The 13,355-nt window shown below is 49.8% G+C and carries 16 protein-coding genes; 12 read left to right on the forward strand and 4 right to left on the reverse strand.

The annotated features are described in order from the left end of the window. The 7 genes from L1N85_RS09035 to L1N85_RS09065 all read left to right on the forward strand — a co-directional run. Positions 1–195 (forward strand): transposase (locus tag L1N85_RS09035; RefSeq protein WP_235237231.1); only part of this gene is annotated, 195 nt, incomplete at its 5' end. Between the two features lie 98 nt (positions 196–293). Then, positions 294–704: a DUF4265 domain-containing protein gene (locus tag L1N85_RS09040; protein ID WP_235237232.1), complete on the forward strand. Its 411-nt coding sequence runs from the start codon at positions 294–296 to the stop codon at positions 702–704. Positions 705–724: 20 nt separating this feature from the next. Then, on the forward strand, positions 725–1,507 hold the full coding sequence (locus L1N85_RS09045; protein WP_235237233.1) for an SDR family NAD(P)-dependent oxidoreductase: 783 nt from the start codon (positions 725–727) through the stop codon (positions 1,505–1,507). Between the two features lie 131 nt (positions 1,508–1,638). Then, positions 1,639–2,115 carry a ferric iron uptake transcriptional regulator gene (gene fur, locus L1N85_RS09050; protein ID WP_235237332.1) on the forward strand — a complete coding sequence of 159 codons (477 nt, stop codon included), beginning with the start codon at positions 1,639–1,641 and terminating at the stop codon, positions 2,113–2,115. Between the two features lie 146 nt (positions 2,116–2,261). Continuing rightward, on the forward strand, positions 2,262–2,615 hold the full coding sequence (locus tag L1N85_RS09055; RefSeq protein WP_235237234.1) for an ATP-binding protein: 354 nt from the start codon (positions 2,262–2,264) through the stop codon (positions 2,613–2,615). Between the two features lie 45 nt (positions 2,616–2,660). Continuing rightward, the gene (locus tag L1N85_RS09060; protein WP_235237235.1) at positions 2,661–3,155 is read left to right on the forward strand and encodes a hypothetical protein; all 495 of its coding nucleotides are present in this window, start codon (positions 2,661–2,663) and stop codon (positions 3,153–3,155) included. Next, positions 3,152–3,868, forward strand: a complete 717-nt coding sequence (locus L1N85_RS09065; protein ID WP_235237236.1) for a class I SAM-dependent methyltransferase — start codon at positions 3,152–3,154, stop codon at positions 3,866–3,868. Before L1N85_RS09060 ends, L1N85_RS09065 begins: the two co-directional genes overlap by 4 nt. Before the next feature lie 230 nt (positions 3,869–4,098). Here the strand turns inward: L1N85_RS09065 and L1N85_RS09070 are convergent, their stop codons facing one another. Continuing rightward, positions 4,099–4,899 carry a Cof-type HAD-IIB family hydrolase gene (locus L1N85_RS09070; RefSeq protein WP_235237237.1) on the reverse strand — a complete coding sequence of 267 codons (801 nt, stop codon included), beginning with the start codon at positions 4,897–4,899 and terminating at the stop codon, positions 4,099–4,101. Positions 4,900–5,028: 129 nt separating this feature from the next. Here L1N85_RS09070 and L1N85_RS09075 point away from each other — a divergent pair, with 129 nt between their 5' ends. The 3 genes from L1N85_RS09075 (at position 5,029) to L1N85_RS09085 (ending at position 7,371) form a co-directional block, all read left to right on the forward strand. After that, positions 5,029–6,447 carry a S41 family peptidase gene (locus L1N85_RS09075; RefSeq protein ID WP_235237238.1) on the forward strand — a complete coding sequence of 473 codons (1,419 nt, stop codon included), beginning with the start codon at positions 5,029–5,031 and terminating at the stop codon, positions 6,445–6,447. Positions 6,448–6,548: 101 nt separating this feature from the next. Beyond that, the gene (locus L1N85_RS09080) at positions 6,549–6,770 is read left to right on the forward strand and encodes a DUF1450 domain-containing protein (protein ID WP_235237239.1); all 222 of its coding nucleotides are present in this window, start codon (positions 6,549–6,551) and stop codon (positions 6,768–6,770) included. A 97-nt stretch (positions 6,771–6,867) separates the two neighbouring features. Beyond that, positions 6,868–7,371, forward strand: coding sequence for a ferritin (locus L1N85_RS09085; RefSeq protein ID WP_235237240.1), 504 nt, complete (start codon positions 6,868–6,870; stop codon positions 7,369–7,371). An 81-nt stretch (positions 7,372–7,452) separates the two neighbouring features. Here the strand turns inward: L1N85_RS09085 and L1N85_RS09090 are convergent, their stop codons facing one another. After that, positions 7,453–9,696, reverse strand: coding sequence for a UvrD-helicase domain-containing protein (locus L1N85_RS09090; RefSeq protein ID WP_235237333.1), 2,244 nt, complete (start codon positions 9,694–9,696; stop codon positions 7,453–7,455). 220 nt (positions 9,697–9,916) lie between these two features. Between L1N85_RS09090 and L1N85_RS09095 the strand changes: the two genes are divergently transcribed. Continuing rightward, positions 9,917–11,212, forward strand: a complete 1,296-nt coding sequence (locus L1N85_RS09095; protein ID WP_235237241.1) for an MFS transporter — start codon at positions 9,917–9,919, stop codon at positions 11,210–11,212. Between the two features lie 186 nt (positions 11,213–11,398). After that, positions 11,399–11,602, forward strand: coding sequence for a phospholipid carrier-dependent glycosyltransferase (locus L1N85_RS09100; protein ID WP_235237242.1), 204 nt, complete (start codon positions 11,399–11,401; stop codon positions 11,600–11,602). A gap of 439 nt (positions 11,603–12,041) precedes the next feature. Here L1N85_RS09100 and L1N85_RS09105 read toward each other — a convergent pair whose 3' ends face one another. Both L1N85_RS09105 and L1N85_RS09110 read right to left on the reverse strand, forming a co-directional pair. Continuing rightward, positions 12,042–12,377: a DUF1904 family protein gene (locus tag L1N85_RS09105; protein WP_235237243.1), complete on the reverse strand. Its 336-nt coding sequence runs from the start codon at positions 12,375–12,377 to the stop codon at positions 12,042–12,044. 4 nt (positions 12,378–12,381) lie between these two features. Further along, on the reverse strand, positions 12,382–13,308 hold the full coding sequence (locus tag L1N85_RS09110; RefSeq protein ID WP_235237244.1) for an RluA family pseudouridine synthase: 927 nt from the start codon (positions 13,306–13,308) through the stop codon (positions 12,382–12,384). Between the last annotated feature and the right edge of the window lie 47 nt (positions 13,309–13,355).

A 13,355-nucleotide genomic window follows, 5' to 3' on the forward strand; every position in this document is an offset into this window, starting at 1 on the left:
ATTGCCGGGCAGAAACTCTATGAGTTCGTCCGGCAGATGAAATACAAGTGTGAGAAGATCGGGGCAAATTTTTTGCAAGCCGACAAATGGTTCCCCTCATCTAAATTGTGTTCATGCTGCGGGCAAGTCAAAACAAATCGTCATCGCCGATATGTAGGATTCGTTGCATCCGAATTTACGCCTGTAGAGTGTTAGACCAAACGCAAGTAGCCTTGGCAAAAGCGGACACGCTGAAGCAGGAAGCAAACAAGGATTTATAGACTTTTATAAGTTCTTGGCAACGGGTGGGAAGGATGAAAGACTTTCAGGACTACATGCAATTGCATCTTTGCTTCGATGGAACGGGCAATGAGGTCGAGGTCATAGATGTCACGCAGCTGGATGACATCACATTCAAAATCGAGGAAAACCCCGTGTTTACGGAAAAGGTGTCATACGGGGATATCATTAAAGTAAGATGGATGAAGGATGTCGCTCTTTACATAGAAACGATAAAAAAATCAAAGTTTACAAGATACAACTGGCTGCTCAGCAAAGAGGTCATTCATTCCTTGGAGCTGAAAATTCTTAAAAATAAAATTCGCGAATGGAAAGGGAAGTCCGAGCAGGTTTTTGGTGGGATCTTTATTGTCAATTTGCCAGCTAACTCATCCATTGATATTCATGATGAAGTACAGAAGGTCATCCAAACGGTTCAAAAATAAGGATAAGGGAGGCGACTGCTGTGGAGCTTGGTTTACAGGGGAAGGTAGCCATCGTCACGGGCGGAAGTAAGGGGATCGGTTTTGCTACCGCGCTGCTGCTGGCTAGGGAGGGCGCTGAAGTGGCGATTATTGCCAGAGAGCCGGTATCGCTGCGAGAAGCTGCAGCGCAAATATTGGAGCAAACGGGTAAAGCGGCGCTGGCGATCAGAGCGGATGTATCGGTGCAGGGGGAAGCGGTTAGAGCCGTGAACGAAACGGTGGAACGGTTCGGGAAGGTCGACATTCTTGTTAACAATGCCGGCACATCGGCAGCGCGGCCCTTCGAGGAAGTTGAAGCGGATGCCTGGACGGCTGACCTTGATTTGAAGCTGCTCGGTGCCGTGCAGTTCTCGCGCGCTGCGCTTCCCCATATGCGCAAAGCAGGCGGGGGAGCCATCGTCAATGTTACGGCTGTCGGCGGAAAAACGCCCTCAGCCTCGTCGCTTCCGACGTCGGTTAGCCGAGCGGCGGGACTTGCGCTCACCAAAGCGATGAGCAAGGACCTCGCCCCCGACCGCATTCGCGTAAATGCGGTTTGCATCGGATTAATTCGCAGCGCCCAAATCGAACGGATGTGGCAGGCGAAGGCTCCCGAGCTATCTTGGGATGAATTTGCTGCCGACCCGCGGCATGGCATACCGCTGGGCCGGATTGGCCGGGCGCAGGAAGCGGCTAATGTCATCGGTTTTCTCGTGTCCGATGCCGCTTCTTTCGTTACAGGCACTTCCGTAAATATCGACGGAGGAATATCTTCGGTCTTATAGAATATGGCATTTGATTAATTTTCAAAAGTGTACTACCATTAGATTATAATGATTATAAAAGTAAGCCTTTACATAAGTAAGTTAATCGCTTTATGTAATCGGCTTTTCTATAAGAGGAGGTATCCATGCAGATGAGCATCTCGGCGGAAATGGAACGGATAAACCGACACCTGATGGCGAACGGATACAAATTGACCACACAGCGAGAAATCATATTGCGGGTATTGCTTGAAAATGAAAAAGATCACTTGAGCGCCGAAGGCGTGTTCATGCTGGTAAAGAAAAAGTATTCCGAGATCGGACTGGCTACCGTATACCGCACGCTAGAGCTGCTCGCTGAGCTGAACATCGTCGAGAAGATGAATTTCGGAGACGGCGTAGCCCGTTATGACCTTCGCGGCGAAGAGCAGGAGCATATGCATCATCACTTGATATGCGAAGAATGCGGATCGCTCCAGGAAATTAAAGAGGATTGGTTGTTCGAGCTTGAGCAGCGGCTTGAACGGGAATACGGCTTTAAAGTGACCGACCATCGATTGGATTTTACAGGCACCTACAAGGACTGCACCAAAGGCGAATGCAAAAGAGACCGTAAAGCAGTGTCTTGATTTAGCGAAAAATGGAAACCATAAAAGTCTTTCTACCTAATTGGCGGAAAGACTTTTTATACTGTATTAATCGTAATGATTCTGATATACTTTTATGTAATGATTACGATTAAAAGTGAGCTGAAATTAAAGGAGCCATACCCGCAATGAGCAAAAATAACTTCGAGTGCGACAGCATTTTTATGGCCGCGACAAACCTGCATGAGGAATTGGATCATGCTGTGTGGCGCAGGTTCGATACGAAAATGACGTACGGGCTGCCCGATGATGAGACGCGAAACGAGTATATCCGCTTGCTTATCGGGGACTTCGGGCGGGAGGAGCACACTCTGGAGCAGGCTGCCTTCTCGCTTAGAGGCTGCAGTTTTGCCGATATGGAGCAAATCGTGCTGAAGGCGAAGCGGAAAGCGATTATTGAAGGCTGCGCGCTTACAGCTGCCCATATCCGGTACTCGCTGGAAGAGTATAAACCGCATTTGAATGCGGGAATAACCTCATGAGCGATCATAATTATAGTATGAACATTTACTTGAGGGGGTTGAACGATGGCTGGCATAGCCTTAAACGACGATTCGGAAATCGTATTAAGCTCGCAGACGATACATTTATGGGAACGAAGGCGGATCGAGCTGGCAGCTTGGGTGGATCGGGATAAGCTCAAAATAAAGGATAAGCTTACCGTTGAACTCGAAGGATTTACAGTGGATGCAGAACTCTGCACTGCGCTTTCTATCATTAGGAATTTGAAGATACACACGGAATTCAGCTGCGCGGGCGTTAGCCTGGTCGATGATCCTTTCGATCACTCCCTGTATGCGTACATCACGCTTTCAGCCTCCGAGCGTACGGAACGCTTCGTTGCTTTCGTGCAGCGCCTCATGAAGCACAGGCTGCTCGTGACATTCGAGCCCGGACGCAAGCGTTACGATTTGTCTTCCTTCTTCATCGGCCACAATCGCTCCTTCTGCCTGCTGATTCAACGCTGCGCGGAGGCTTATGCACAGGCTGACGGCAACGCGGCGGAAAGGCTGCCGTCATGAAAGCGCTGGCCTCATATTGGAACAGCAAAGCCGAAGCATATGCAAAGCGAGTGGAAACGCTGACGGCAACGCCTAATCATAAGGAGCTTTGGGCCGTTCTACTGAGTAAGCTGCTCGGCGTGAAATCCGGATTGGAGCTGCTCGATATCGGAACGGGAACTGGATTTCTGGCACTGCAGCTGGCAGCTCTGGGACATCGGGTAACAGGCATCGATTTTTCGGAGGAAATGCTGTTCATCGCAAGGGCAAAAGCTAAAGAAACGGGCCATGCGTGTTCCTTTCTGAAAGGTGACGCCGAGGATATGCCGTTTCCGGATGACAACTACGATATCATCGTTTGCCGGCATGTATTATGGGGGCTGGCATGTCCCGATTGCGCATTGGCGGAATGGCATAGAGTGCTTAAGCCGGGAGGGAAAATAATTATTATGGATGGGGATTGGAAAGCCCGCAACGTTGATCCAATCTTTCGCAGCGCTGCGGCCATGGGGCGCATACGCTTGGGAGGAGTGCAGCCGAAAGCGTGGAAGAAACGGAAGTCGGAGCATACGGAAAAAAGCCGGCTTGACCCAGAAAAACAATTATTTAAGCTTTTGAGCGACTCAGGCTTTCGCGATATTGCCAGTCATCATCCCGCAGCCATATTTGAACGGAAAACAAGCGATTTGTTATTGGAGCAATTTCAAAGAATATGGATAACCGCTTTAAAATAATTGAAGAACTGGCAAAGCTCAGCCCTCCACGCATAGCGGAGGGCTTTTTTACGTATAGAAGCGTCTTACACAGCTATATAAGTTGAAATAAAGATTACAAAGGTTTCTTCTGCCATAACGTCGCGCCTGCTAGATGAATTACGAATCTAACTGGAAAAAATTCTGCTAAACTTGCTTCATCAGCGAGTAAGTCTGGCCTAACTGGAATTTGTCATGCTAGTGTGGGCCGTTTACGCTTGGTTCAGCACGAATTTCTCGATGACGTGGCGAACGCCCTCTTCATTGTTCGATCGTGTAACGTAGTCGGCAATATCCTTTAGCGATTGAATGGCATTGCCCATGGCTACGCCGAGACCGGCTGCTAGAATCATTTCGTTGTCATTCCAGGCATCGCCCATGGCGATCGTTTGCTCCATGGTGCAGCCGATGTGATCGGCCAGAAATCGCAAGGCATGCCCTTTGGTGCCTTCCTTGTGCATAAACTCCAAGTAATGCGCCTTCGATTTTGTAATGTGAACGCGATCGCCGATTAATGGTCGAAGCTGCTCGGCAATTTCATCGAGTCTAGCCGGTTCATCAATGATCAACATTTTGTTCATCGGGAAATCGAGCAACTTGCCAAAGTCGGGTTCTATTTTGTATGGAATATTGGAAAGCTTGGAGTAGGCTTTAATTTTGTCATTGTCCTCCGTGCCATAAAGCTCGTCGTCCACGTAAAGCTGCAGGTGGAGACCATTCGCCTCTGTAAAGGCATGCAGCTCCTTGGCTGCATCGACCGGCACATTTCTTTCATATAGCACCTGGCCGTCGAGCAGCGTTTTGACGAGGGCTCCCTGATAGGTAATAATAGGAACATTGAGTTCAATTTGCTTCGCAATCTTCCGGGCGGAAGCGAACATGCGGCCGGTTGCCAGCGTAACCATAACCCCCTTCGCAATGGCGGCTTCTAACGCGCGTTTCGTGCCTTCCGTTACAGTGATTTCGTCGGTTAGTAAAGTATCATCCACATCAATGGCAATTAATTTGTACATGCTTGCGGTAATGCTCCTCTCCGGCTCTCTAAGTTTATGTATAAGATTAGGTTGATTGTAGCGAAAATGCAGCAGACATACAAGACCAAGACGATGCTTTCAAAGTAAAACCTTTTAGGAGATGAATGGATGAAAAACTTTACGACAGCTGCGGCCAAACAACGCTTTCTGACGCTCTGCCTGCTGGGCGCATTATTATGTATAGCGACCGGCTTCGCTTTAGGGCTGCTATGGATGGGCAACCGGTATCCCATGCTGGGCGAGCCCGCGTTTCAACAATTTACGGTATCTTACAAGAAAATTATGAATGATTATTTAAACGGCGCCGAGCCTAAGAATCTAATTAACGGAGCGGCTGAAGGAATGGTTGCGTCGCTTGAGGATCCGTACTCCCGTTATTTGGTCGAGGAGAAGGGGGATGCGTATACGCAATCGTATGAAGGCGAGATTTACGGGATCGGGGCGGAAATCAGGGAAGAGGAAGGCGAATATGTCATTTCCGGACTGACGAAAGGGGCGCCAGCCGAGCGGGGAGGGCTGCTGCCCGGCGACACCTTGATAGCCGTCGATGGCCAAAAAATAAGCGGCAAATCCTTTCAAGAGCTGCTGGGAATCATTAGGGGCGAAGAAGGAACGGATGTATCGCTGCAGGTTCAGCGGCCGAATCAGACTGAGCTGATTTCCTTGACGCTGAAGCGGGAAGCGATTCCTATTCATTCCGTTACAGCCGAGCTGCTTGAAGAAGGAATCGCGCATGTGACGATCAGCCGCTTCGCCGAGAAAACGGCAGAAGAATTCGAGGGAGCTCTTAAAGAGCTGCAGACGAAGCAGCCGATCAAGGGCTTGCTGCTCGATATGCGTTCTAATCCGGGCGGCCTGCTCCAGCCGACGCTGCAAATAGCGAATACGCTAATTCCGAAGGATAAAGTGATTTTAGATGTCGTATACAAGGAAGAACGGCAGACGATTACGTATAAATCGCAGCAGGAGAAGGAATGGACGGTGCCGGTAGCTGTATTGGTGAACGGTCAGTCCGCCAGCGCGAGCGAGGTATTGGCGGCGGCGCTCAAGGAATCGGCGGGGGCTGCGGTCATAGGCGAGAAAACGTACGGCAAGGGTGTCGTTCAAGCTTTTAGGCAATTTAAGGATGGCTCCGTATTAAGCTTGACCGAAGCGCAGTGGAAGACGCCCGGCGGGACTTGGATTAATGAAGTCGGCGTTTCGCCGGATTACGCAGTTGAGCTGCCTGCTTATACGAAGCTGAGACCGCTGGCGATCGGCACCGATATGAAAGTTGGAAGCTATGGCGAGGATGTGAAGACGCTTCAGCTAATGCTTAAGGAGCTCGGCTATAAGTCGGCGGAGCAAGAGGGCTTGTATGATGAGCGGACTGCTGCAGCCGTTCGCGCGTTTCAATTAGCGGAAAAGCTGGAGGAAACCGGAGAGTTTAATGACAAAACCGGATACAAGCTGCTTGAGCGCTTGCGCGAGAAGCTGAAGCGCGAGGATAGCCAGCTGCTGAAAGGGCTTGAGCTGTTGAAAAAATAGTATCTTTTAAACAGCATGAAAAATCGCTGTTGACAACGAGGGTGATAATCATTATCATCTAATAGAAAGCAAATCCTTCGTTGCGGTGCGGGGTGAATCGGATGAAAAAGATCAAATATTGCAAACGGAATTTCAAGAACGGATTAAAGCCGATTTATAAGGCGATGAAGGAACGTTATCCTGACATTAAGCAGAAGAAGAGCGACTGTCTGGGCAATTGCAAAACCTGCAAGCTGGAATGTTTCGTTGTCGTCAAGTCGAAAACGGTAAGCGCGCCGTCCGCAAACCAACTGTACAAACGATTGAAGAAAATGATCGGATAATCATATAAGATGGATATACTTACAAAGGACGGCATTTGCCGTTCTTTATTTTTATGTTAGAATAAGTACAAACTAGGAAAGCTGAGGTGCATGAGCGATGAATGATGGATTAGCAGACGCGTTAAATGAGCAGATGAATTTTGAGTTTTATTCCGCGCATGTGTATCTTGCGATGGCAGCGTATTGTTCCGGTGAAAGTCTTGACGGATTTGCGAATTTCTTTATTGTACAGGCTGAGGAAGAACGATTTCACGCTATGAAAATATACAAGTTTTTGAATGACCGCGGCCGCCGCGCTACACTATCCGCCCTTGGTGAACCGAACAACGACTATGCGTCAATCCTCGACACTTTCGAGCAGGGCTATGCTCATGAGCAGCAGAACACGAAACGCTTCTACCATCTGTCCGACCTTGCCATGAATGATCGAGAGCATGCGACGATCAACTTCTTGAAGTGGTTCATTGACGAGCAGGTAGAGGAAGAGGCGTTGTTCGATAGCATTATACATAAGCTTAAGCGAATCGATAAGGACAGCAATGCCTTCTACATGCTGGATGCCGAATTCGCCGGGCGTTCCTTCACGCCTCCGGCTTTGTAATATCCGATTAATAACATCTATAGAAAAAGCCGTTCCTTTAGTAGTGCTTTCTACTGAAGAAACGGCTTTTTCTAAATGTTCTTAGTTCTTTTTGCTTGGCAACAGCTTCGTCCCTTGCTCCATGGGCGACCGGCACAATGGACAGGAGCGCGCCTCGGCCTGCGAATCTTCGTACGTTATGATACGCTGCCACACCTGACAGCTATCGCTCGTACAGAGCCAAGCAAGCGCCGTTTCGCCGTCGCCATCTGCCTCGCAGTCCTTCGAGAAAGCCGAGCGGATGAATCTGGATAATTCCGCAGGATTACCGCGATACGTAGCGGGAGAGCTAATATAAAGCTCCTCTTGCGCCCTTGTAACCGCAACGTAAGCAAGGCGCCTCTCTTCCTCAAGGGCCTCGGTTAAAGTATCGATTCCCGTCTGAATAGAGCTGCGGTCGCTATGCTTGTCAGCCGCAAGCGCGGAGCTATGCGGAAGTATACCCTCGGAAGCTCCGATGACGAATACGACCGGAAATTCAAGCCCTTTCGATTTGTGGATCGACATCAGCGATATAGCGTTTCGGTTCAGTCCATGCTTCTGCTCCCGCGAAGCGGCAGCATACTTGTCCGTAATATCGTCAATGTAGGCCATAAATGCTTCAATGGTATCGTAGCTGCCAGCCGCGGCTTCGAATTCATCCAGCACCTCCTTCAAGCCTTCCTTGTGCTCGGTCATTTCATGCCGTTTGCTCGTCTCGAGGTATTGATCGTAGAAGGCTTGGCGAAGCTGCATAACGGCATCTGCCGGCTTGCTGTCGGCAAAGGATTTAATGAGCTTAATACGCTCTTTAATTTTGTCCTTCTGAAAATCCTTCAGCTGCGGGAAGTCGAGCAGATGGATGAGCGGCCATTTCTTCGCGCGCTGCTTGTCTTGATTCCATATAAACGCCATAGCTTGCTCGCGATTGATATAGAGAGAGGGAAGCAAAGCTTCTATGGCGTCAAAATTTCGGCGATCCAGAAACAGGCGCAAATGTGCGACTAAAGGCTTGATCGCCCATTGGTCATAGAACAGCTGGCCGTCGCCGTAATCAATGAACGGAAGCTGCTTGGTCAGCAGCAGCTCGACGAGCGCTCTGCTGCTGCTCGCCGTACGGAATAGGACGGCAAAATCTCCAAACGCCCATTTCCCTTGCCCGGTCTGCTCGATAATCTTCTCCACGACGAGCTGCGCTTCGTCCTGCGTCGATTTCAGTCTGGCGTAGGCGGGGTTAATACCCTTTGACTTAACGGCGAGGAGCGTTTTCTCCTTGCGCTGCTTATTATATTGAATGATGGCATTGCCGAGCCCGACAATCGTGCTTGTTGAGCGGTAATTGATATCGAGAACAATCGTTGACGCTCCCGGGTATTGCTGCTCGAAGTTCAAGATATAGTCGTTCTTGGCCCCATTGAACGAATAGATCGTCTGATCGTCATCGCCGACGACCATCAGGTTGCGGTGCTTGTCAGCGAGCATTTGCACGATCACGTATTGAACCTGATTCGTATCCTGGAACTCATCGATCATGATGTATTGAAAGCGCCGCTGCAGCGTGGCGAGAAGCGTTTCATCATCGCGAAGCAGCCGGAAAGTCTCCAGCAGCAGATCGTCGTAATCGAGCTTATCCAGCTCCTTCTTCCACTGCTCGTAACGGGTGAACAAAAGCTTAAGCTCTCTTTCCTCCGTGGTCGTTTCGGGAAGCTCGCTTATGCTGAGCATCCGCAGCTTAATGGCCGAGAGCTGGGCCAGCAGCGTTTCCGGCTCGTAGTCGTTTTGCAGCAGCAGCTCGCGCATCAGCCGTTTGAAAAAGATATGCTTCTGACCGGTTTCGCCAAGAATAGATTGGCGATAGCCGCGTCCCCGCAGCAATTGGAGGCAGAAGGAGTGGAAGGTACGCGCTTCAACGCCGCTTGCGGCCTGCGCGTCAAGGACCGGAAGCGAGCGAATTCGGCTTCTCATCTCATCGGCTGCTTTTTTGGAAAAGGTCATCAGTAAAATATGCTGGGGCTGCACATGCCGCACGGCAACCAGGTAGGCTGTCCTGCAAACGAGCACCGAAGTTTTGCCCGAGCCAGCGCCCGCTAGCGTTAAAGCGGCTCCCGTTTGGTGGCGAACCGCCGCCATTTGCGGTCTGTTGAGTGAAATCCCGTATTGCTCCAGAGCCCGGAAAAAACCGCTGTCCGCTTCACCATCGCCAACTAGATCACGGCTCGTTTCCGCCTCCGCCTTGGAGGCAAGGGGCACCTCGCTATTACGGATGCCGATAGGGAATGTATAATAATGGTTACTCAGCTTTATCACCTTCAATAATAATATTTTTCAATTATAACAGATCACACATAGAATGAGGGATGTCACAATAACAGGAAGCCGATATATACGCATGGTTAAGCTCAAGCCGCTGAAGCAGTCTGCGATGAATTCAAAGTTGATTATGGAATAAAAAGGATTTTTACGCTAAGATGAAAGGGTTGAATAAAATATTTTGTCGACTTTCATCGTAACCGGGAGCGTGTTGTTCATGTCCACTGCCAGCTTCAAATCGAAATTAGCTTACAGCTCGGGTAACTTATCCGTCAACTTGATTGCACAGGCTTTCGCTTCTTACATTGTATTTTATTATGTCGACGTGCTGGGCGTCAGGCCGGGCCTGATCAGCGTGGCGATGGTCATTCACGGTATCGTGAATGCGGTTCTTAATCCGTTTTTCGGCCATCTCTCCGACCGGACGAGCTCCCGCTGGGGGAGGCGCATTCCGTACATGATGTTTGGCATGGTGCCGCTCGCTGCCTTGTTTACGGCGATCTGGTTCCCGATTGGGACGGGCTCAGCGTTGTTCTGGTACTTTTTGACGATCGTTCTCCTGTATGATGTGCTGTTCGTAATGGTTGTGCTCAATTATTCGGCTTTGTTCCCGGAAATGTTCACGACGATCAAGGATCGGGCCGTTGTATCGTCCTGGCGCCAAATGTTCGGAATTGTCGGGATGATTATCGGCGTGGCGCTGCCGCCGCTCGTATACGGCAATCTCGGCTGGGGCCCGATGGGAGCGATCTTCGCCGGAATCGCGTTACTGTTCTTCATCATTATGGTGTCGTCAAGCAAAGAGAAAATGGTCGTTAGGCGCGAGGAAATTGGATTTCTGCAATCATTGAAATTTACATTTTCGAACAAAGCTTTCGTATTATTCGTAATCGGCAGCTTTTTCGTGCAATTTACGTTTGCGGTACTGCCCGCAGCCATCCCGTTTTTCACAAAATATGTGCTTCAAGCAGCGGAGGACAGCAATACGTTTCTGCTTGGCGCTATCTTCATCGCCGCTATTCCTTGCGTTTACGTGTGGGGCAGACTCGTGCAAAAATGGGGACCGCGAAGGACGGTTATCTATGCGGTATCCATTTATGCGGCCGCGATGATTCCGTTCTTGTTCGTGGCGAATGTGACTGCAGCCGTCGCGGCTGCTGCCGTGATCGGAATTGGTTTAGCGGGCTTGCTCGTGCTTTTAGACGTGCTGCTGTCCGAAATTATCGACGAGGACGAGCAACGGACGAACGTGCGCAGGGAAGGGATGTATTTCGGGATGAACGGTTTCATCGTCAAATGGGGCGTTTCGCTGCAAGCGGTTGTGCTGGGCGTAATCCTGGAAGCAACCGGCTACGTCAAGGATGCTGTGCAAACCGAAGCCGCCGAATGGGGAATCCGTTCGATGCTCAGCGTTATCCCTTTCCTTGCCTTAATAATAGCCCTAATATTTTTTTACCTTTACCCGATACGCAGCTCGAACCATCCAGGCGCCGGAACAGAACTCAAATCATGATTAGAGCTTATATGTGGATGAGACAAAATCCGCTTAAACCAGGACGAGGCCTCCATCGGCTATGAGGCTTATTCCATCCTTCATTATGGAATGGATCGCAACGGCATAACGCTGCCGATTCATCTTATCGCATGGGGAAGCGGACAAAATGCGCTGTATGCTTATTAATCGATACCGTTTATTTATTTGTTTGGATTAAATGTTTGGTCGGTGCGTGCGGTCAGCATCTTCTTCGGCATCGTTAGCATGCTTCTGTTTTATAGCATTTCCAATCAATTGTTTAAGAGGAAGCGCGCTGCGGCTGCCGCGGCTTTCTTTATCGTGATTTGTCCGTGGCATATCATGATGTCGAGGTGGGCGCTGCATTACACGGTTATGATTCAAAAGTAATGAGAACTGCTGTGCAACACCGGTCTATTGCTTGCTGAAATAGCAGAACAGACCGGTTTCAAGAGTGTGTATCATCTATCCAGGATGATAAAAAAAATACCGGACAGACACCGACTGAGTACCGCCGAACCAGTTGGAGCGGCGAAAAGGATAGTCCATTCGGTAGATTATAACCAGGTTTATTTCGTCTTTTTCTGTGCAGCGGATCTTCCCTGCTTTTTCGGATCGCTTGATTTTGGCGCGACATGTTGCACGTTGGGCTTGTTTTGATCGCTCATGATCGATGCTCCTTTCCTTTGGCTTCTTTTTAGAATGCGCCAATGGCAAAGAAACTATAACTGTTGGAAACGATTTGCTGAACTGATGAGCTAAATCCAGAAGCTTAGTGACGAGCTGGCGGCTTTGGCAAAGACCAGCGACTCAAGTAACTAGCTGGCTGTTACGATTTTACGGGTTCACCATTTATATAATAGCTTTCTTCACGATAAGCATGGAACACGATTTCGATTTCGTTGATACCGAGCTGCCGAACGTATTGCGTGACAGCGTGCGCGAAGCTATTGCGCACCTGCTGTCCGCGCTCGAACCAGCCTACCTCAATGAAGGCGAAGGCCGGCTCGTCTGGAGCTCCTCCGTAGACGTTGGTTGCGTTCATGACGTTCATGGTGAAGTTATCCGTACCGCAGCTGCATAGGATAGCTAACTTCTTGGCTAACGGTGCAGCTACCTTCCGCAGCAGTTCGGCCTCCACGCCGCGAAATAAAAGATGAGGCATGCTTCTATTCCTCCTTCTGAAACGGCTTAAGAAACAGCTTCGGTATTTCGGTTTCAAAGCGTACCAGCTTGCCGGTTATTGGATGGGTGAAGGCAAGCACCCGGGCATGCAGCCCAAGGCGGCCGATTGCGCGTGAGCGCGAGCCGTATTTTTTGTCGCCTACGACGGGATGGCCGATGTCCTCCATATGAACGCGGATTTGATTTTTACGTCCCGTTTCCAGTTGAACCTCGAGCAGCGAGAAGGCTTTGCTGGCACGCAGCACCTTGTAATGCGTTACGGCATGCAATCCGTCATTCGGATAGGAGCTGGAATACATCTTGAGTGTCTTGCTTTCTTTCAGCCACGAAGTAATCGTTCCATTCTCCTTCTTAACCGCTCCTTCAACGAGCGCGACGTAAATTCTCTCCTGTACCGCACTCTGCCAGCTGTTCTGAAGCTGCTGCTGAACGGCTTCGCTCTTCGCGAACAGCATGACGCCCGACGTATCGCGGTCCAGCCGGTGTACGATGAAAATTCTGTTTTTCGGATTGTCGAGCCGTACATGAGCCATTAGCTGGCGGTAGGCGGTTACCTCGTTTGGGGGTGCGGAGTCCGAGGAGACCGATAATAATCCGGCATCCTTCTTAATGATGATGATATGCTCGTCCTCAAACATGATGGAAAGCCCTTCGAACGGCAGCTTCTCCTTCGGACGTTCCTTGCTTACGGTTACCGTATGGCCGGGCTGCAAGGGATAGTTGTAAGCGGTTGTTGATTTTCCGTTGACGGCAACCTGTCCGTGGGCCAGTATGTTCTTCACGACGTTACGGCCGGCACCGGAAATATTTTTTATAAGAAAAGGCAATAGCTCTATCGTCTCCGTCACCGGATAGGTTTTGCTTTTATCTGCCCCAGCGTGATGAGTCGGGCGCTTTCTCCCCTTTTGCATGCTGACAACCTCCTTGATTCAATGCTCCTACTATAACACGAGTGATG

The organism is Paenibacillus alkaliterrae, from assembly GCF_021532375.1.
GTDB classification, from domain to species: domain Bacteria; phylum Bacillota; class Bacilli; order Paenibacillales; family Paenibacillaceae; genus Pristimantibacillus; species Pristimantibacillus alkaliterrae.

Bases quoted from the DNA above. Each gene is read 5' to 3' on its own strand.
- L1N85_RS09040 (WP_235237232.1), top strand. From the start codon at position 294: ATGAAAGACTTTCAGGACTACATGCAATTGCATCTTTGCTTCGATGGA.
- fur (WP_235237332.1), top strand. From the start codon at position 1,639: ATGAGCATCTCGGCGGAAATGGAACGGATAAACCGACACCTGATGGCG.
- L1N85_RS09055 (WP_235237234.1), top strand. From the start codon at position 2,262: ATGAGCAAAAATAACTTCGAGTGCGACAGCATTTTTATGGCCGCGACA.
- L1N85_RS09060 (WP_235237235.1), top strand. From the start codon at position 2,661: ATGGCTGGCATAGCCTTAAACGACGATTCGGAAATCGTATTAAGCTCG.
- L1N85_RS09065 (WP_235237236.1), top strand. From the start codon at position 3,152: ATGAAAGCGCTGGCCTCATATTGGAACAGCAAAGCCGAAGCATATGCA.
- L1N85_RS09070 (WP_235237237.1), bottom strand. From the start codon at position 4,899: ATGTACAAATTAATTGCCATTGATGTGGATGATACTTTACTAACCGAC.
- L1N85_RS09075 (WP_235237238.1), top strand. From the start codon at position 5,029: ATGAAAAACTTTACGACAGCTGCGGCCAAACAACGCTTTCTGACGCTC.
- L1N85_RS09080 (WP_235237239.1), top strand. From the start codon at position 6,549: ATGAAAAAGATCAAATATTGCAAACGGAATTTCAAGAACGGATTAAAG.
- L1N85_RS09085 (WP_235237240.1), top strand. From the start codon at position 6,868: ATGAATGATGGATTAGCAGACGCGTTAAATGAGCAGATGAATTTTGAG.
- L1N85_RS09095 (WP_235237241.1), top strand. From the start codon at position 9,917: ATGTCCACTGCCAGCTTCAAATCGAAATTAGCTTACAGCTCGGGTAAC.
- L1N85_RS09105 (WP_235237243.1), bottom strand. From the start codon at position 12,377: ATGCCTCATCTTTTATTTCGCGGCGTGGAGGCCGAACTGCTGCGGAAG.
- L1N85_RS09110 (WP_235237244.1), bottom strand. From the start codon at position 13,308: ATGCAAAAGGGGAGAAAGCGCCCGACTCATCACGCTGGGGCAGATAAA.